General features: G+C 61.6%; 21 protein-coding genes. 12 read left to right on the top strand and 9 right to left on the bottom strand.

Features of this window, described 5'->3' with window-relative positions; all coding sequences use genetic code 11:
• The first annotated feature begins 121 nt into the window (after positions 1-121).
• From ABD919_RS02775 to ABD919_RS02735, 9 genes are all read left to right on the top strand, one after another.
• On the top strand, positions 122-502 hold the full coding sequence (locus ABD919_RS02775; protein ID WP_345233562.1) for a DUF6334 family protein: 381 nt from the start codon (positions 122-124) through the stop codon (positions 500-502).
• 143 nt (positions 503-645) lie between these two features.
• Positions 646-1,485: a hypothetical protein gene (locus tag ABD919_RS02770; protein ID WP_345233561.1), complete on the top strand. Its 840-nt coding sequence runs from the start codon at positions 646-648 to the stop codon at positions 1,483-1,485.
• Between the two features lie 63 nt (positions 1,486-1,548).
• Positions 1,549-3,144 carry a vWA domain-containing protein gene (locus tag ABD919_RS02765; protein ID WP_345233559.1) on the top strand — a complete coding sequence of 532 codons (1,596 nt, stop codon included), beginning with the start codon at positions 1,549-1,551 and terminating at the stop codon, positions 3,142-3,144.
• 64 nt (positions 3,145-3,208) lie between these two features.
• Positions 3,209-4,171 carry a 23S rRNA (adenine(1618)-N(6))-methyltransferase RlmF gene (rlmF, locus tag ABD919_RS02760; protein ID WP_345233557.1) on the top strand — a complete coding sequence of 321 codons (963 nt, stop codon included), beginning with the start codon at positions 3,209-3,211 and terminating at the stop codon, positions 4,169-4,171.
• Between the two features lie 250 nt (positions 4,172-4,421).
• The gene (locus tag ABD919_RS02755) at positions 4,422-5,018 is read left to right on the top strand and encodes a pseudouridine synthase (protein WP_345233556.1); all 597 of its coding nucleotides are present in this window, start codon (positions 4,422-4,424) and stop codon (positions 5,016-5,018) included.
• Positions 5,019-5,073: 55 nt separating this feature from the next.
• A complete protein-coding gene (locus ABD919_RS02750) occupies positions 5,074-5,661 on the top strand; it encodes a phospholipid scramblase-related protein (RefSeq protein WP_345233554.1) in 588 nt (195 codons plus the stop codon).
• Between the two features lie 150 nt (positions 5,662-5,811).
• Entirely contained in the window at positions 5,812-6,297 is a 486-nt protein-coding gene (locus tag ABD919_RS02745) for a cold-shock protein (protein ID WP_345233552.1), read from the top strand.
• Between the two features lie 136 nt (positions 6,298-6,433).
• Positions 6,434-7,354, top strand: a complete 921-nt coding sequence (locus ABD919_RS02740; RefSeq protein ID WP_345233550.1) for a helix-turn-helix domain-containing protein — start codon at positions 6,434-6,436, stop codon at positions 7,352-7,354.
• Positions 7,355-7,409: 55 nt separating this feature from the next.
• Entirely contained in the window at positions 7,410-7,961 is a 552-nt protein-coding gene (locus ABD919_RS02735) for a carboxymuconolactone decarboxylase family protein (protein WP_345233548.1), read from the top strand.
• Between the two features lie 83 nt (positions 7,962-8,044).
• Here the strand turns inward: ABD919_RS02735 and ABD919_RS02730 are convergent, their stop codons facing one another.
• From ABD919_RS02730 to ABD919_RS02715, 4 genes are all read right to left on the bottom strand, one after another.
• A complete protein-coding gene (locus ABD919_RS02730) occupies positions 8,045-8,284 on the bottom strand; it encodes a hypothetical protein (RefSeq protein WP_345233547.1) in 240 nt (79 codons plus the stop codon).
• Between the two features lie 47 nt (positions 8,285-8,331).
• Positions 8,332-8,727, bottom strand: coding sequence for a hypothetical protein (locus ABD919_RS02725; RefSeq protein ID WP_345233545.1), 396 nt, complete (start codon positions 8,725-8,727; stop codon positions 8,332-8,334).
• 130 nt (positions 8,728-8,857) lie between these two features.
• Positions 8,858-8,971 (bottom strand): YdeI/OmpD-associated family protein, encoded by a 114-nt coding sequence (locus ABD919_RS02720; RefSeq protein ID WP_345233544.1) that lies wholly within the window; start codon positions 8,969-8,971, stop codon positions 8,858-8,860.
• Between the two features lie 19 nt (positions 8,972-8,990).
• Complete coding sequence (locus ABD919_RS02715; RefSeq protein WP_345233542.1) at positions 8,991-9,632, bottom strand: hypothetical protein; 642 nt, start codon at positions 9,630-9,632, stop codon at positions 8,991-8,993.
• A gap of 640 nt (positions 9,633-10,272) precedes the next feature.
• Here ABD919_RS02715 and ABD919_RS02710 point away from each other — a divergent pair.
• Positions 10,273-10,434 (top strand): nuclear transport factor 2 family protein, encoded by a 162-nt coding sequence (locus tag ABD919_RS02710; protein WP_345233541.1) that lies wholly within the window; start codon positions 10,273-10,275, stop codon positions 10,432-10,434.
• Positions 10,435-10,498: 64 nt separating this feature from the next.
• Positions 10,499-11,347: a DUF5694 domain-containing protein gene (locus ABD919_RS02705; protein WP_345233540.1), complete on the top strand. Its 849-nt coding sequence runs from the start codon at positions 10,499-10,501 to the stop codon at positions 11,345-11,347.
• Between the two features lie 151 nt (positions 11,348-11,498).
• On the opposite strand, the gene ABD919_RS02700 is transcribed toward ABD919_RS02705, so the two are convergent.
• The 5 genes from ABD919_RS02700 to lpdA form a co-directional block, all read right to left on the bottom strand.
• Positions 11,499-12,326 (bottom strand): hypothetical protein, encoded by an 828-nt coding sequence (locus ABD919_RS02700; RefSeq protein WP_345233538.1) that lies wholly within the window; start codon positions 12,324-12,326, stop codon positions 11,499-11,501.
• A 7-nt stretch (positions 12,327-12,333) separates the two neighbouring features.
• A complete protein-coding gene (locus tag ABD919_RS02695; RefSeq protein WP_345233537.1) occupies positions 12,334-12,693 on the bottom strand; it encodes a nucleotidyltransferase domain-containing protein in 360 nt (119 codons plus the stop codon).
• Positions 12,669-13,061: a HEPN domain-containing protein gene (locus ABD919_RS02690; RefSeq protein ID WP_345233535.1), complete on the bottom strand. Its 393-nt coding sequence runs from the start codon at positions 13,059-13,061 to the stop codon at positions 12,669-12,671. The genes ABD919_RS02695 and ABD919_RS02690 overlap by 25 nt, the downstream gene beginning before the upstream one ends.
• Positions 13,062-13,133: 72 nt before the next feature.
• Positions 13,134-13,892: a hypothetical protein gene (locus ABD919_RS02685; RefSeq protein WP_345233533.1), complete on the bottom strand. Its 759-nt coding sequence runs from the start codon at positions 13,890-13,892 to the stop codon at positions 13,134-13,136.
• Between the two features lie 202 nt (positions 13,893-14,094).
• Positions 14,095-15,501 carry a dihydrolipoyl dehydrogenase gene (lpdA, locus tag ABD919_RS02680; protein WP_345233532.1) on the bottom strand — a complete coding sequence of 469 codons (1,407 nt, stop codon included), beginning with the start codon at positions 15,499-15,501 and terminating at the stop codon, positions 14,095-14,097.
• 182 nt (positions 15,502-15,683) lie between these two features.
• Between lpdA and ABD919_RS02675 the strand changes: the two genes are divergently transcribed.
• The gene (locus tag ABD919_RS02675; RefSeq protein WP_345233530.1) at positions 15,684-16,664 is read left to right on the top strand and encodes an EamA family transporter; all 981 of its coding nucleotides are present in this window, start codon (positions 15,684-15,686) and stop codon (positions 16,662-16,664) included.
• Positions 16,665-16,677 lie beyond the last annotated feature (13 nt).

Genomic DNA, 16,677 nt, shown 5'->3' with positions numbered 1-16,677 from the left:
TGCACCGAAGCGCCAACTCGGGCGCTTGCCAAGTGGCTACTCAGCAATAGAACAATTTAAGCCGAGTTCTGCAACAGCCACGAACCTTTAACCTTTAGCTTCAGGCTTTTATCCTTCTCCTATGTCTCCTATCATCGAATTGGCCGGCGCAGTTATACAGGCGGTCTATGTAGTGCCTGGCGAACTCTGCTTAGGGGGCTACGATGCCGTGCTCGTCGTCACCCAATCCCAGGGTACGCTCTGGATTGAGCCGCTGCTCGACACAGAGGAACTGCGCCTGCAGCTGCGGGCCAAGGATACGCTACCAGGAACGAACACCGAGCAGCCTGATTGGGCGGCTGCGCTATTGGGCAAGAAAATAGTAGGCCAATGGGCCGGGCCGAATCAGCAGGGATATGACGACCTCTTCGCCTTGGGCCTGGATGCCTTTGTGCCGACTGTGCTCTTCACGTGTATCTCCTCACAGGTACAGGTCGGCTTGGTAGGGTACGTGAAAGCCTAGCCTTTTGTGTTCAGGCAAACGGCACTTCAAACTTACAAGGCTTTCAAATTTATAAGTAACCCCACTTACCGCTGGCATGCTCTATCGGTCCGGTGCCACTACCGCCGGAATCATTGCGGCCTGATTCGGAGTTAGATTTACTTATGAAGTGTTTCCTCCTCCTGCTCGGGCTGTGGCTGCCCACGGCGCTGCGGGCCCAGGTGCTGCCCCTGCTGCCGCTGCAGATTGCCGAGCAGTTTGTGGCCCCCACCGGCTGGGCCGACATGAAGGCCTACCTCTGCTGTGAGGTAGCCACGCAGGCGCGCAAGCAGACCCTGGGCCAGCAGATACCGCCGCAGCTGCAGCGCGTGTCTCAGCTGCTGCTGCAGGGGGCGGGCACGGCCGTGGTGGCGGTGGAGCTGCGCGATTCACTTAGCCGCAACGACTTCTACCTGCACTTTCGCAAGGAAGCCAGCCGCTGGAAGCTGGAAGCCGTGCGCAGCCTGGCCATGACGCAGCTGGGGGCGCCCATGCTGCAGCTGCTCACCACCCTGCCGCCCGCCGACATCGCCGACTATAACCTCAAGCACCCCGACGCCGACCATGCCTTTACCGTGGGCAACCTGCGCCTGTGGGCCGCGCCCGACGCCGACATTGCTGCCCACTTCGAGCGCAACCGCGCCGACTTTGAGCAGGTGCTGCGCCTGGTGCAGGCCGGGCCCTACTTCAAGGGAGCCCCGGGCCGCCTGGCGCCCACCGACGAAGCAGCTGTGAACGAAAACCCCACGGTGCACGCCCTGCTGCGCAAGCTCTTCCTGGGCCAGGTAAGCCGCCGCGAAACCGGCTGCAGCAGCTGCGTGGAGTTTATCATCGGCGGCAAGCAGCGCAGCACGGTGGGCCTGCTCTACGAGCCCAATGCCGCCGCCCTGCCCAGCATGAGCCCGGTGCGCATCATCATGCTAAAGCCCCTGGGCCAGGGCTGGTACCTCTACAAAACCACCTGAGCAGAGACGAAAAGCTATGGCCAGGCGTTTGCTGCCCGTGCCTGAACCTCTCCCTGCCTGTATATGAAGCACTTCTTACTTCTCCTGCTGCTGGGGCTGGCTTACGCCGGGGTAGCTCAGCCAGGGGCTGCGCCCGAGCTGGAAGCCTTTTACGACAAGCTTAACGCCTACCCCGTACCGCGCTACCGCCCCACTGCCGGCTACCAGCGGCTCACGCTGCCTTCCAACTTCTCCAACGAGCAGCTGGCCGCCCTGCAGGTGGCCGACAAGCAGCTGGTGCGCGTCGACCTGGTGTATACCGCCTACCGGCTCGACCCGAAGTTCAACCAGCGGCAGCTGAACCTGGGGCGCATCCGCAACCTGGCGGCCAAGCTGCCCGGTGTACTCGAAAACGAGGCCATCACCTGGAACCTGGTGGAGCAAACCGGCTGCAGCAGCCCCGAGCAGTGCCAGGACTTTTTCCACGGCTTTGTGCTGTACTTCGAAAAGCGCTACACCGCCACCGATTCCCGGCGCGAGGCCGACAGCCTGAAGCGCATACTGGAGGCGCGCACCAAGAAAATCGACAAGCTGCGGGCGGCCCGCACCACCCGGGGCCGGCCCATTCCCTGCGAGTACCCGCGCAGCCACTACAAGCTGCGGCAGGTGGCCCGCCGCATCCGGCGCGGCTACGACTGCGAGCAGAAACAGGCCCAAACCGTGGAGTTCCGGGCCGATGTAGACCGCCGGGGCCGCATTCAGCGGGTGGAGCTGGGGGCAGGAGACGACCTGGCCTGCCGCCAGGAGCTGGCCCGCACCCTGCGGGAAAGCTTCTCCTTCACAAATGGGTTTCGGGTGGGCAACATGCGGTTTCCGTTTTCCATCACGGGCAGGCTGCAGCTGCCCGCCCGCCGCAACAGTCTGGTCGTGACCGGCTACTTTCTCTCCGACTCCCTGGTGCGGCGCCACCGCATCCGTATGGGCCGCGAGGCCTGCTTTGCCCGCATGCTGAAACCCGGCGAACCGCTCGACGAAGACCCACTGCCCAACCCCGACGCCGACGTGGTAAGCAAGGTGATGAGCCGCCACCCCGAGTGGAACAAGCGCGTGGTGGTGGCCGACGTGACGGGCAGCATGCTCCCCTACACGCTGGACCTGCTCACCTGGCTGCAGCTCAGCACCATGCAGGAGGAGAAAACGTTTGTTTTCTTCAACGACGGCAACGACGCCTCCGACAAGCATAAGCCCATTGGCAGCACCGGCGGGCTGTACGACATCAAAACTGCTGACTTTGCCCAGGTGAAAGCCAAAGTACTGGAGGCCATGCTGGCAGGCGGGGGCGGCGACGCGCCGGAAAACGACGGCGAGGCCATTGCCCACGCGCTGGAGCTGGTACCCGACGCCACCGAAGTCATTCTGCTGGCCGACAACCACACCTTCCCCCGCGACGCACGCCTGCTCAAAAACGTGAAAGCCAAGGTGCGCATCATCCTCTGCGGTGCCGGAAGCCTGGTAAACCCCCGGTACCTAAGCCTGGCCCGCAAGCACGGATTCAGCCTGCACACCCTGGAAAGCGACCTGCTCAACCTGAGCGCGGTGCTGGAAGGCGAAACCATCACTATTCAGGGAGCCCAGTACCTGCTGACCAAAGACGGGTTTAAGCTGATTAAAACCCTGTAGCCCGGGGCCAGCCACCGGGCAGCCTGCGGTAGCGGTACCTTTGCGGCCCATTCCCGTTGGCCCCATGAAGCAACACCCCACCGCCGGCTCGCCGGAAAAAGCCGCTCTGCACCCGCGAAACCGCCACCAGGGCCGCTACGACTTCGCCCAGCTGCTGGCCCTCAGCCCCGAGCTGGCCGCGTATGTACGGCCCAACGAGCACCAGGCCGACAGTATAGACTTTGCCGACCCCGCCGCCGTGAAGGCCATGAACCGGGCCCTGCTGAAGCAGTACTACGGCATTGGCATCTGGGACATTCCGCCCGGCTACCTCTGCCCGCCCATTCCCGGCCGGGCTGACTACCTGCACCACCTGGCCGACCTGCTGGCCGCCAGCAACGGCGGCCAGATTCCGCGCGGCAAAGGCATTCGGGTGCTCGACGTGGGCGTGGGGGCCAACTGCATCTACCCCATTATCGGGCACCGCGAGTACGGCTGGCGCTTCGTGGGCTCCGACATCGACCCGGTGGCCATTCGGGTGGCCCGGCAGATTGTGGCGGCCAACCCCGGCCTGGCCGGCACCATCGACTGCCGCCTGCAGCCCAACCCGGCCGACATCTTCCGGGGCGTCCTCAAGCCCGGCGAGCTGTTCGACCTGGTGCTGTGCAACCCGCCCTTCCACGCCTCGGCCGAGGATGCCGCCGGCGCCAACGGCCGCAAGCGGCAGCAGCTGGGCACGGCCCCGGCCCAGCCCGCCCTCAACTTTGGCGGGCAGGCCGGTGAGCTGTGGTGCACCGGCGGCGAAGAAGGCTTTGTGCGCCGCATGGTGGCCGAAAGCGCCCGCCTGCCCACGGCCTGCTTCTGGTTTACGGCCCTGGTGTCTAAAAGAGACTCGCTCTATGGCATCCAGAAGGCGCTGGACAAGGCCGGAGCCCGGGCCGTGCGCATCGTGCCCATGGCCCAGGGCCACAAAGCCAGCCGCTTCATCGCCTGGACGTTTCTGGATGAAGCCCAGCAGCAGGAGTGGCGCGAGAAGCGGTGGAAGTAGTTGGCTATGTAGTTGTCAGTTGTTCGTTGTCAGTTGTTAGTGAGCTTTTGGGCGCTGCAATGATGGCCGCAGCAATTAGAATGCGGCCACGCCCGCAACAGCCTTCATCTGCCAGGACATACTATAGGAATTCACCCTGGCTGCCTGGCGGCATGTAGATGAACGCGCCTACGGACTGCCCTCGCCATAACAGCGCCCCTATGCTCACCGACAACTGACAACGAACAGCTGACAACTACATAGCCAACCCATGCCCCACCGCCACTTCATCCTGCACAAGCCCTATGGCTACCTCAGCCAGTTCCGGAGCCAGGACCGGAACGAGCGGAAAAAGCGTTTTCTGGGCGAGCTGTACGACTTTCCGGACGGCACCATGGCCGTGGGCCGGCTCGACGAAGCCAGCGAGGGCCTGCTGCTGCTGACCACCGACGGACAGCTAAGCGCCGAAATCCGCAGCCAGCACGTGGAAAAGGAATACTACGCCCAGGTAGATGGGCTGATAAGCGAAGCGGCCCTGGAGCAGCTGCGGCAGGGCGTGGAGATAGGCTTGGCCGAGGGACGCTACCTCACCCTTCCCTGCCAGGCCCGGCTGCTGCCCGCCCCGCCCGACTTCCCGCCCCGCACGCGCAAGGTGCGCGACGACCGGCACGGGCCTACCAGCTGGGTATCCATCACCCTCACCGAGGGCCGGTTCCGGCAGGTGCGCAAGATGACGGCCGCCGTCGGCTTTCCGACCCTGCGCCTGTTTCGCGTGCGCATTGGCGGCATCCAGCTGGGCAGCCTGCCGGCCGGTGCCGTGCTGGAAGTACCCGATTTTCCGGGGCTGGCCGGCTGTAGTGCCGCATAGCCCGGCCGTGGGCGCTGGCAATGCTCTACCTTGCGGCTTCTCTTACACAATTTTCATGCTGCAGCGCCGCACCTATTTTATCCGTGAGCAAGTCGGGATTTTCAAGCTCAAGGACACGTACGACATTCTCGCTCCCGAAACCCAGGAGCTTATCGGGCAGGCCACGGAGGCCACCCCCCAATGGGCAGTTTATCTGCGCCTGCTGCTGCACAAGCGCCACCTGCCCATGTCGGTGGTGGTGCGCGAAACGCCGGAAGCGGCACCGGTGCTGCGCATCGAGCGGGGCTGGTCGTTTATGCGCTCCAAGGTGTCGGTGGTTGATGCCCAGGACGTAACCATCGGCTACTTTAAAAGCAAGCTCTTTTCATTTTCGGGCGGCTTTTACGTCTACAATACCGAGGGTGTACAGGTGGCCGAAATCAAGGGCAGTTGGAAAAGCTGGGACTTCAAATTCATCAGCGATACAGGCCAGGAAATTGGGGTCGTGACGAAAAAGTGGGCTGGCTTTGGCCAGGAGCTGTTTACAACCGCCGACAACTACCTCATTTCGATTAACGACATGGGCGCGGCCCAGCCCGCCTCCAGCATACTGCTGCTGGCCGCCGGACTAGCCATCGACACTGTATTTAACGAGCAGCAGTAAGCCCGCCCATCCCCGCCTCCGCTTATTCGGCAGGCTTGGCCGGGGAAGCGGCACAGCCTGCGGCTGTTTTCCGTATCTTCGCGAACATCACACCCTGTTTTGACCGCCCAATCACGTTTGGCAAAGCAGGCTTCGCTTAAACCAACAACTATGGGTAGGTCACAAGAATCCTTTGGTAAAAAAGACAACGAGAAGAAGCGCCTGAAAAAGCGCACCGAGAAAGAGGAGAAGCGCGAGGAGCGCAAGGCCAACGCCAAAGCCGGCCAGGCCCTGGAGGAAATGTTTGCCTACGTCGACGAAAACGGCAACATCACCAGCACGCCGCCCGACCCCACCAAGAAGCGCGTCATCAAAGACGAGGACATCCGCATCAGCGTGGCCAAGCAGGAAGACCGCGAAGAAGACGACCCGCTGCGTACTGGCACGGTAAGCTTTTTCAACGACTCCAAGGGCTATGGCTTTATAAAAGACAGCCAGACCCAGGAAAGCATTTTTGTGCACGCCAACGGCCTGGCCGCCGGCCCCATCCGGGAAGGCGACAAGGTGCAGTTTGAAGTGGAGATGGGCCAAAAAGGGCCCACGGCCGTGCGCGTGAAGCACGCCAGCGCCACGCCCCCACCGCCCGCCGCCGAATAGCCGCCGCACGAACACCCCGCACTACAGGCGGCCGAAGCTCGGGAAGCTTCGGCCGCCTTTTTGTTGCCCCTGTAATTCACTTCATTTGTGCGGCCTGACTCCGTGCCGGCCACTTCTTTTTCTTGCCCTGCTGCATATGGAAACCCTGCTCACCGCCCCCGCCGCCACCCACCAGCTCCTGCAGCTGCACAGCGAAGCCAGCGGGCAGGTAGCCCTGGAGCTGCTGCTCTTCGATGGGGAGTCGCCGTTTCAGGCCGTGCAGCGGCTCAACCGCTACTCCCTGCTGTGGCTGCAGGCCGGCCCGGCCGAGTGCCGGGTCGAAACCCAGGCGCAGCCGGTAGCCGAGCACTCCCTGCTGTTTTTCACCCCCTACCAGCCGTTTCAGCTGCTGGCCGCCGGGCCGGTGCGGGGGGTGGCCCTGCGCTTTGCCCCCGAGTTTTTCTGCATCGAGCTGCACAAGCGGGAGGTGGGCTGCAACGGCGTGCTGTTCAACAACGTGTTTGAGTTTCCGGTGCTGCCCCTGCCCGAGGAGGCCCGGCCCGAGTTTGCCGAGCTGCTGCAGAAGCTGGCCCGCGAGCTGGGGCAGGCCAGCCTGGCCCAGGAAGAGCTGGTATTTTCCTACCTCAAGATTCTGCTCATTGCCGCCACCCGCCTCAAGGTGGCCCAGCTGGCCGCGCTGCCGCCCAGCACCGCCGAGCCCCACGTGCTTAGCCGCCTGAAAAGCCTGCTGGAAACCCACTTCCGCGAGCACCACCAGGTGCAGTACTACGCCGAGCGCCTGCACCTGACGCCCAAGGCCCTGGGCAAAATCGTGGCCCGCACCTACGGCAAGTCGGTGTCGCAGCTGATTCAGGAGCGCCTCATCATCGAAGCCAAGCGCGAGCTCTACCTCACACCCAGGTGCGTGAAGGAAATCGGCTACGCCCTGGGGTTTGAGGACAGCGCCTACTTCAGCCGCTTCTTTAAGAAGGCTGCCGGCGTCACGGCCGAGGAGTACCGGCAGCGGGTGGGCAATGTGTCCAATCTTCGGCTCCCTTTGTCCATTTTACCCGATTAAGGGCCGCCGGACCTTTGTCTTGTTCTTATTCAACCACCAAACACAAGACAAGCTCATGGCCCGATTTCACGCCCTGAACCCCGCAGCCGCCACCGGCAAAGCCCTGGACCTGCTCACCGCCGTACAGAACAAGCTCGGCGTAACACCCAACATGATGCGCACCATGGCCAGCTCGCCGGCCGTGCTCGACGCCTACCTCGCCTTCAGCGGCGCCCTGAGCAAGGGCAGCCTGGGCGGCAAGCTGGGCGAGCAGATTGCCCTGGCCGTGGCCGAAGCCAACAGCTGCCAGTACTGCGCCTCGGCCCACGCCGTGCTGGGCCAGCGCGCCGGCCTCGACGATGCCGCCATTCAAGCCAGCCGCCGCGGCGCGCCGCTCGATGCCCGCACCGACGCGGCCCTGCGCTTCGCCCGCACCCTGGTAGCCCGGCAGGGCCTGGTGACGGCCACCGACGTAGCCGCCGTGCGCGCCGCCGGCCTCTCGGAAGGGGAAGTAGGCGAAATCATTGCCCACGTGGCCCTCAACACCTTCACCAACTACTTCAACAACACCGCCGAAACCGACATTGACTTTCCGGTGGTGGAGCTGCTGGAAAAGGAAGTAGCCTAACAGCACCCTAGCTCCTAAAGCACAACAGGCCGCCGCTCCGGGAGCGGCGGCCTGTTGTGCTTAACTGGCGTTGCACAAAGAGCCTAGGCCCCGTTTTCGTCCAGAGCCGCCAGGCTTTCCTCGGCCGCGGCCATGTCGGCAGTAGGTGCGGTGCTGCCGTTCAGGCGCCGGGCCAGCAAGCCGAGGCCCACGGCCAGCAGGGCTGCGCCGCCCACTACTTTCTGGGTGGTGCTAAGCCGGCTTTTGCGCAGCTTCTTAATGGATTTGGTGGCGCCGCTGAGCACAGACTTGCGGGCCGCCTTCTTCTTTTTGGTCTTTTTCATAGCTGATTGGAAAGGGTGCTTGGTGTGTATTTTTCGACGACATGCTTCTACTCGCCGGAGCTATCCGTCGATTTCCTGCTGCCGCTGTGCGACTTGCTTGATTTCGGGCTTTTGCGGCTTTTGCGAGGAGCGTCCGGCTGTTTGGCTGGCGTGGGCTCATCTGCTTTCACTTCATCTGTCGCCTCCGCTTTGGCTTCGGGCAGCCTGTCGGTAGCAGCTGACACGCCGGACGGTCCTTTGTCTTCTGACTCCACGTCCTGCACCACCAGGTAGAGCAGGCCGGCGGCTACCAGGGCAGCCCCGCCCAGCAGCTTCTGCCCGGTGCTGAGCTTGCCAATCTCCCGGGTTACTTTCCGGAACTTCTTAACCGACAGGACGGCTGCGTCCAGCAGGTCGCCGGAAACCGTTTCCTTGTTCGAGTGCTTTTTCTTGCCTTTGCCCATGCTGGTAGGAGGATGAATGCGGTGCGGAATGAAACAGGCCCCGCCTGTAGCTGGCGGGGCTTGGGTATTCGCAAGCGTGGGCGTTAAGGTTGCTGCCCGTAAGGAATTCGTGCAGCAGGACCGCACCGGACTACTCCCGGTCGACGTTGGCGCGCTTGTTCAGGGCGGCCAGGCGCACGGTTTCGGCTACGCGGCGGGCGCGGGTTTCCGGTCGCCTGGCTCCCAGCACCCAGGTCAGTATCACAGACCTGCTGGGGCTGAGGCTACTCCCCTACCCGAAACATCCTGCCATTTCGGTAGCGGTAGCGGCCGGCGGCCAGCCGGGTAAGCTCGTTGTCGCCGTTGTCGCGGCCCAGACCTTCGGGCTCGCCTACCACGATGTCGCGCTTCAGCTCGATGCTGCGCGTCCAGCCGGTGGTGCGCTCGTAGTCGGGGTCGTGGGTGCGGCCGTCGGGCTCGCTGTTGTCGCGGCCGAAGTTCTCGTCTTCTATTTCCGCCATGGCCCCCAGCAGCCGTTTGGGCTCCTGCGTGATATCCAGCAAGCATTTGTAGGCCCAGCGCCGCCCGCCGCCCGAGCCATAGCTGTGCTTGTTAACTGTCACCAGGACCTCCGGGGCACCCTGGCGGTCCAGGTTGGCGGTATCAAGCTCTAAGGTGGCCCAGGTCCAGTCATCTCCGTCAAATTCGGGCAGGGCCAAATCCACTTCCCGCCACTGGACGGCTCGTGGGTCGGCTTTGTAGAAGAGCCGGGGCACGGAGCCGGGCTCCCGCACTTGCAGAAAGCGGCCCAGCAGCGTGTCTACCGTCAGCCTCGTTGCCTGGTCGGGCCGCAGTCCATCCAGGTTTACCTGCTGCCAGGCCAGCGCTACTGGTCCCAGGCTGTCGCGTACCGGTGAGCTGTCCAAGGGCGGCGGCAGGTTGAAAGGAACGGCCGCCTCGGCCGGGGCCCTGGCTGGGTGCGGAGCCGGCACGGGCGGGGCAACCGTTGAGGTTGCCTGCGGCGGCGTTTGTGATTCACAGGAACAGCAAATCACACAACCCCACAGCAGAATGCGAGAGTGTAGCATTAGCTAAAAGATGCAGCATCGGACTACAAAAGGCAACTTATCGGGGGCTTAGCCTGCCCGCCGTTCAGGGTAGCCTACCCGCGTCTTCTCCCCACTTCATCACGTCATTTTACTGCTATGCTCCGCACCTTCGTAACCTGCTGCCTGGTCTTTTCCCTGGCGAGCAGCACCACCGCCTTTGGCCAGGCTGGCAAACGCCCGACCAAGGCAGGGCGGCCATACCGGCTGCGGCGGCTCCCGCGGCCAGGCCGGCCGGGCCCAGCGAGCTGTACCAGACCGTGGCCCGGCTCGACACCGAGCTGTTCGCGGCCTTCAATGCCAAGGATGTCGATAAGCTCATGTCCTACTTCGCCCCGGAGCTGGAATTCTACCACGACAAAGGCGACCTGAGCAGCTTCAGCCAGACCCGGGAAGGCTTTGTGCGCTGTTTGCCCAATCGCCCGACATCCGCCGCACGCTGGTACCGGGCAGCCTCGAAGTGTATTCCATCAAGGGCTACGGCGCCACGCACATCGCCACGCAGCGGTTTTGCCACGTCGAAAACGGCCGCGACGCCTGCGGCAACTCCAAATTCATGATGGTATGGCAGCAGCAGGGCGGCAGCTGGAAAATCACGCGCGTAGCGAGCTACGACCATTAGGCGGTGGCAGGGCCCGGGCGCGTAGCTTTGGCGGCGTTAAACATCCATTCTCACTTCTGCTGCTATGAAACATCTTTTCTGTTTGCTGCTGTCTTTTGGGCTCGTTGCCCAGGCTGCTGCCCAGAGCAAACCCGGCGAAATCCTGCTGCTGGGCACCTTCCACTATCACAACCCGGGCGCCGACCTTGTCAAAACCAAGACCTTCGATGTGATGACCCCCAAGGTGCAGGCCGAACTGGAAAACATCACCCAAAAAATCAGCGTCTTCCACCCCGATAAAATATTTGTGGAATGGGACTGGGAAAACCAAAAGGAGCTGGATGAGCTGTACAAAGCTTACCTCGGCGGCAACTACGAGCAGTACGTCAGCACTACGTATCCTAAGCTGAGCAGCCGGAGCTACTACCTGAAAAACGAAATTATTCAGCTGGCCTTTCGGGCGGGCAAAAAAGCTAAGCTTACCCGAATCTATGCCTTTGACTACCCCAAAGTCGCCCTGAATTTCGACAGCGTGATGAAGGCCATGCAGACGGCCAAGCAAACTGCCCTGATGCAACGCGTGCAGGATGTTACAAAAAACATTGAAACCCGCGAAAACCAAAAACTAGCTACCTACTCGCTCACGCAGCTGCTGCTGGATGCCAACATGCCCGCCAACCTGACTGCCAACAAAGGGCTCTATCTCGACATTCTCAACCAGGCTGGCAACCCCGACAATTTTGCCGGCCCTTTCCTCGTGTCGGAATGGTATCGGCGCAACCTGTACATGTACTCCCTGGTGCAAAAAACCATGACGCCTCAGGACAGCAAAGCCCTCGTGCTGGTCGGCTCCGGCCACGCCGCCATCATCAAGGAATTTATCGAAGCCGGCCAGCAGTTCCGCCTTAAAAGCCTGAAAGACGTGCTGAAGTAGAGCGGCTGTTGCCGCAGTGCCGGCCGAGCTATCCATATTTCTGAACCGGCCGCTGGCGCACGTCGCAGACGCGTGCCAGCAGGAGAGGTAAAGCAAAAAGCAGCGGAAGCTATAGCAGCTTCCGCTGCCTGGCATCGTGGCTTCGTCAGCGTTACTTCCCCACCCAAACCAAGTGGCCATTCCGGTATTGGTAGCGCCCGGATTTTAGAAGCGTAAGCAAACTCTTCCAACCGTATCGATTGGTTTTTATCCTGCTCACCACTACCTCGGCCATTAACTTCACATCTCGCTGCTCATAGTGAATTGAAAAGCCTTCATCCGACGAGTACCCAACGTCGCGCGTTTCGATGAGGGCACTCATTAATAATTTCGGCACCCCGTTAACATCGATAAGGTTGACGGCAGCCCACTCTGTATGCGACGTGCTGCCGCAACAATCCATTATAACGTGCAATAGCACTTCCGGCTCTCCCTGATGGTCTAGATTAGCGGTGTCTAGCTTAAAAATATCCATCTTCCGGTACCCTTCTACTTCCCATTTTAATGGCCCTCGGACCTCGTGACTGGCATAGTCTGGCAAGACCAGGTTGATAACCGTCCATACCGAATCAAGCCGATTTTTCCGGTACAATAAGGCAGGCTTTGCTTGTTTCCACCTTGCCCCATACTGGGTAGAGTCTGTTTCGCCACTAAATGAAACGAACCGTTTAGCAGAAGCTTGTGCCTGGTGCCGCTCCCGTGGGTTATTCCAGATTTGTCGCGATGTCAGCCGTTCAAAGGGCAAATCCTGTACTGGCAGCACCACAGATGCCTGCTGTTGCTGTTGGGCCTGCACCTTGCTTATGCAAAGAAACAAAAGCAGGAAAAGAAGCACGCGCAAACAAGCCATTGCGAATACAGTATTCATCAGACAGGAAATCAGCGTATAAAAAGCAGCGGAAGTTAGGGAAGCCCCCACTACTTGGCGTTGCGGCTGCAAGGGCAGGTTACGGGTGAATGGCCCGGTTCTCTGTGGCGGCCGGCTCCCACTCGCCCACCACGATGCCGGTGCGCTTGATTTCCTGCACGAAGGGGTTCCAGTCGATAAACTGCTTGGGCGAGAAGGTATGGGGCTCGATGTAGAAGAACGGAGCCCGGGCCAGCAGGTGAGCCATTGGCCGCACGTCAATCGGCCCGGCGCCGGTAAAATCTTCACTCACAAGGGCCACGTCAATATCCGACTCTTCCCTTTGCTCATTGCGGGCATACGAACCAAAAACAATAACTTTTTGCAGCCGCAAGCCCAGTTGCTCCAATTCGGCGGCAAAATGCTGCACCAGATTTAAGGCAGTGTGCTGAGTAAACATAGGCGGAAAAGTTTGGTATCGTCCAGGAGTTGCCGGGTATAGGACTCGGTGGCAACGCCGTATACCATACGTTGATAATCAGGATAACGCCCATCCATCTGAAATCTGTTCAACTCGGCGATTAGCACCTCCTGGTCGGGAGTGAGTACGACGGCGGTCGCAGCCAGCACCCGCGCCAGGTTGTGAATGCGCGGCGGGTAGTCGTCCACGTTGTCTTTCACCCAATGCGCTTTGCTGAGCTTTTCAATAGTGAGATGAGCCAGAAACAGGCACTGCAAATACCGCCTGGTTTGAAACAGGTCCTGCGCGGCCAGCCAATCACCCTCAGCTGTTTCTTTCCAGTGCAGTATATGGTCGTGCTTGGTCATGGTCCGAATATACAGGCAAAAGCGGCGGAAGCTTTGGGAACTGCAGGCGCTTTTGTTTCGGCAGCGCCTGGGCTACTTCCCCACCCAGACCAAACGGCCATCGCGGTATTGATAGCGGCCCGACACCAGCGGCGTCAGCTTCTGGTCGCCGCTACTTACCCCGATGCGCAGCTCCTGGCCAAATCGCACGGGCCGATTAGTGAAATGCACTCCGTAATCTATCTGAATCAGCGCGGTTAACAGCAGCCGGGGAGCTTGGCTGACGTCCAGCAGGTGGATTATCTTGGTGTTAATGCTTGATTTGTTCCTCTCGACGCTCCAGCAGGTTAGCAACACCTCCGGCATTCCCTTGCGGTCCATATTACAGGTGTCCAGCAGCGCAAAATCGTCGCGGTTGTGTGGGGAATAGTAGCCGCTACGAAAGCCCTCCAGTTCCCATTCGTTTACATAAACCGGCTCCTGGTCCCACAAGCGTCGTTGCGGCACCCGGATGCGCGTCCAAACCGTATCGGTGGTCGAGTGCCGGCAAAGTAGAAGGTGTCCGTTGTGTATGAGCAAAACGCGGGCGCGGGACTGCAGCACCTGCGCCAACCCCAGACTATCCAAGCCGAGTTGCACGGTGCTGACCGTGTCGTAGGCGACAGGCCGGCTGAGAATGACCACCGGCCGGACCGCCCGGTGCGGCGTGGGGCCACTGAGCCGCGCCTGCTGGGCAGTCGCTTGCGGCGCACCTCCAACTAGACCCAACAGCACCAGTGTCAGCAGCTTTTTTATGCGACAACCGCTGGCCGCACCGATTGCCCAATAGCGCAGATAATTGGCAAGCGTCATATAGCAACAAGATGTGTATCAACGCCCCATCCAAACCAAGTGCCCATTGCAGTACTGGTAGCGGCCAGGGACTAGGGGCGTGAGGTGATATCCAGAACCGGCAGCTTCCGAACGGCACTTGCCGATAATTAGGGTAGGTATAAAGAAAAAGCGACCGAAGTTAGCCTAACTCCGGTCGCTGCTCTTGATGTGACAACCAAAATCACATATGAATCGCCCGGTTCTCCGTAGCTGCTAAACAAGCCTCCTTCATGGCCTCGGCATACGTCGGATGCGCGTGGCTCATGCGGGCCACGTCCTCGGCGGAGGCGCGGAACTCCATGGCCGTTACGGCCTCAGCAATGAGGTCGGCGATGCGCGGGCCTATCATGTGCACGCCCAGGATTTCGTCGGTCTGCTTGTCGGCCAGCACCTTCACGAAGCCGTCGAGGTCCATGCTGGCGCGGGCGCGGCCGGAGGCACGGAAGGGGAAGGAGCCGGTTTTATAGGCGCGGCCTTCCTGCTTGAGCTGCTCTTCGGTGAAGCCCACGCCGGCCACTTCGGGCCAGGTGTACACCACGCCTGGAATCAGCAGGTAGTTGATGTGAGGCTTTTGCCCGGCCAGGGTTTCGGCCACGAACACGCCTTCCTCTTCGGCCTTGTGGGCCAGCATGGCGCCCTTAACCACGTCGCCGATGGCGTAGATGCCGGGCACGCTGGTTTGCAGGTGGGCATCTACCTTGATGCGGCCCCGCTCTTCCATCTCCACGCCGGCAGCGGCCAGGTTCAGGCCCTCGGTGTAGGGGGCGCGGCCCACGGCCACCAGGCAGTAGTCGCCCTCAAACTTCACCTCCTCGCCTTTCGGGTTGGTGGCCGTCACGGTCACGGTGTCGCCCTCGCGGGTGGCGCCGGTCACCTTGTGGCTGAGCTGAAACTGAATGCCGATTTTGCCCAGGATGCGCTTCAGCTCCTTGCCCAGGGCCAGGTCCATGGTCGGGATGATGCTGTCGGTGTACTCGATGATGGTGACCTTGGCGCCGAGGCGGGCATACACCGAAGCCATTTCCAGGCCGATGACGCCGCCGCCAATCACCATCATGTGCTTAGGCACTTCGCGAATGTTCAGCGCCTCGGTGCTGGTGATGATGCGCTCCTTATCCTGGGCGATGAAGGGCAGCACCGTGGGCTTGGAGCCGGTGGCGATGATGGTGTACTTGGTTTCAATCTGCTGGGCCTCGCCGCCCTCGGTAGGCGCGATGCTGATGTGGTTTTTGTCGACGAACGAGCCGACGCCGCGCAGCACGTCAATCTTGTTCTTCTTCATCAGGAACTGAATGCCGTCGGTGTTGGCCTTCACCACGCCGTTTTTGCGGTCGATGAGCTGGTTCATGTTAATCTGGAGGTTTTCCAGCTCAATGCCGTGCTCTTTGAAGGTGGTGTGGGCGTTGTGGTAGTGCTCGGTGCTGTCGAGCAGGGCCTTGCTGGGGATGCAGCCCACATTAAGGCAGGTGCCGCCCAGGGTGGGGTATTTCTCGATAAGCGCGGTTTTGAAGCCCAGCTGCGAGCAGCGGATGGCGGCCACGTAGCCCCCGGGACCGGAGCCGATAACGGTAACGTCGTATTGATTCATGGGAAGCAGTTGATGAAGCGGGGCAAAGGTAACAGGGAACGCGCCCTGATGCTTTTTCACCGCAGAGATGGCGCAGAAGGTATGCTGAGGTCTGGCCGGCCCGCCGGCCCCGGCGACGTCCGGTACCTTTGCCGGCCCGTATAAGGCTGCCGTTGTCAGCTTACCGGCTTTTCCCGCCTACAATGTCTTTACCTGTTGCGCCGGCCGCGCCCTCCCGTTTCCTGGTGGCGGCGGCTTTGCTTTCCCTTTACCTTATCTGGGGTTCCACCTATCTGGCCACGAAAGTGGCACTCACAGCATGGCCGCCGCTGCTGCTTTCCTCGGTGCGCTACCTGCTGGCGGGCGGCGTGCAGTATGCCGTGATGCGCTTCAGCGGCTCGCCTGCCCCCAGCCGGCAGGACTGGTTCCGGGCCTCGGTGGTGGGCTTCTGCCTGCTCTTGTTTGGCAACGGCGGCACCACGTTTTCGCAGCAGTACATTCCTTCGGGGCTGGCCGCGCTGATGGTGGCCTCGGTGCCCATGTTTCTGGCGCTGATGGGCTGGGCCAGCGGCATCACGCCGCGGCCCACAGCCAAGGTCACCGGGGGGCTGGTGCTGGGCATGGTGGGCATGTACCTGCTGGCCAGCAACCGCACGGCCACGGCGGTGCTTTACCCCGGCCACCACCTGCTGGGCGTGGGCCTGGTGCTCATGGCCGCCTTTATGTGGTCGGTGGGCTCGCTGTACTCCAAGAAAAACCCCACCAGCGGCTCGCCCTTCGTCGGGGTGGGCATGCAGATGCTGTGCGGCGGGGTGTTTCTCGGCATTGCCGGCCTGTTGCACGGCGAAGCCACCCAGGTCAACGTCTCGGCCATTTCGCCCAAGGCCTGGGGCGCCTTCGTGTACCTGGTTACCTTCGGCTCCTGGGTGGCATTTTCGGCTTACATCTGGCTGCTGCGGGTGGTAGAGCCCGCCCTGGCCGGCACCTACGCCTTCGTGAACCCGGCCGTGGCCGTGCTGCTGGGCTGGGCCTTCGGCGGTGAGGCCCTCAACCTGCAGATGGGCAGCGGCGCGGTACTCATCGTAGTAGCCGTGATGCTGGTGGTGCTGGGCGGCCGGCGGCCGAACCGGGCCAGTCCGGCCGGGTACGCCTCGGTTTCGGACGCTGAGCTGAGCTCAAAGTGAAGCCCGGCTCGGG

It is taken from the genome of Hymenobacter saemangeumensis, assembly GCF_039541835.1.
Taxonomy (GTDB): Bacteria; Bacteroidota; Bacteroidia; order Cytophagales; family Hymenobacteraceae; genus Hymenobacter; species Hymenobacter saemangeumensis.
This window is presented reverse-complemented; position numbering and strand designations above follow the sequence as displayed.

Bases quoted from the DNA above. Each gene is read 5' to 3' on its own strand.
- lpdA (WP_345233532.1), bottom strand. From the start codon at position 15,501: ATGAATCAATACGACGTTACCGTTATCGGCTCCGGTCCCGGGGGCTAC.
- ABD919_RS02745 (WP_345233552.1), top strand. From the start codon at position 5,812: ATGGGTAGGTCACAAGAATCCTTTGGTAAAAAAGACAACGAGAAGAAG.
- ABD919_RS02695 (WP_345233537.1), bottom strand. From the start codon at position 12,693: ATGTTTACTCAGCACACTGCCTTAAATCTGGTGCAGCATTTTGCCGCC.
- ABD919_RS02735 (WP_345233548.1), top strand. From the start codon at position 7,410: ATGGCCCGATTTCACGCCCTGAACCCCGCAGCCGCCACCGGCAAAGCC.
- rlmF (WP_345233557.1), top strand. From the start codon at position 3,209: ATGAAGCAACACCCCACCGCCGGCTCGCCGGAAAAAGCCGCTCTGCAC.
- ABD919_RS02685 (WP_345233533.1), bottom strand. From the start codon at position 13,892: ATGACGCTTGCCAATTATCTGCGCTATTGGGCAATCGGTGCGGCCAGC.
- ABD919_RS02690 (WP_345233535.1), bottom strand. From the start codon at position 13,061: ATGACCAAGCACGACCATATACTGCACTGGAAAGAAACAGCTGAGGGT.
- ABD919_RS02740 (WP_345233550.1), top strand. From the start codon at position 6,434: ATGGAAACCCTGCTCACCGCCCCCGCCGCCACCCACCAGCTCCTGCAG.
- ABD919_RS02705 (WP_345233540.1), top strand. From the start codon at position 10,499: ATGAAACATCTTTTCTGTTTGCTGCTGTCTTTTGGGCTCGTTGCCCAG.
- ABD919_RS02765 (WP_345233559.1), top strand. From the start codon at position 1,549: ATGAAGCACTTCTTACTTCTCCTGCTGCTGGGGCTGGCTTACGCCGGG.
- ABD919_RS02775 (WP_345233562.1), top strand. From the start codon at position 122: ATGTCTCCTATCATCGAATTGGCCGGCGCAGTTATACAGGCGGTCTAT.
- ABD919_RS02755 (WP_345233556.1), top strand. From the start codon at position 4,422: ATGCCCCACCGCCACTTCATCCTGCACAAGCCCTATGGCTACCTCAGC.
- ABD919_RS02725 (WP_345233545.1), bottom strand. From the start codon at position 8,727: ATGGGCAAAGGCAAGAAAAAGCACTCGAACAAGGAAACGGTTTCCGGC.
- ABD919_RS02770 (WP_345233561.1), top strand. From the start codon at position 646: ATGAAGTGTTTCCTCCTCCTGCTCGGGCTGTGGCTGCCCACGGCGCTG.
- ABD919_RS02750 (WP_345233554.1), top strand. From the start codon at position 5,074: ATGCTGCAGCGCCGCACCTATTTTATCCGTGAGCAAGTCGGGATTTTC.
- ABD919_RS02730 (WP_345233547.1), bottom strand. From the start codon at position 8,284: ATGAAAAAGACCAAAAAGAAGAAGGCGGCCCGCAAGTCTGTGCTCAGC.
- ABD919_RS02675 (WP_345233530.1), top strand. From the start codon at position 15,684: ATGTCTTTACCTGTTGCGCCGGCCGCGCCCTCCCGTTTCCTGGTGGCG.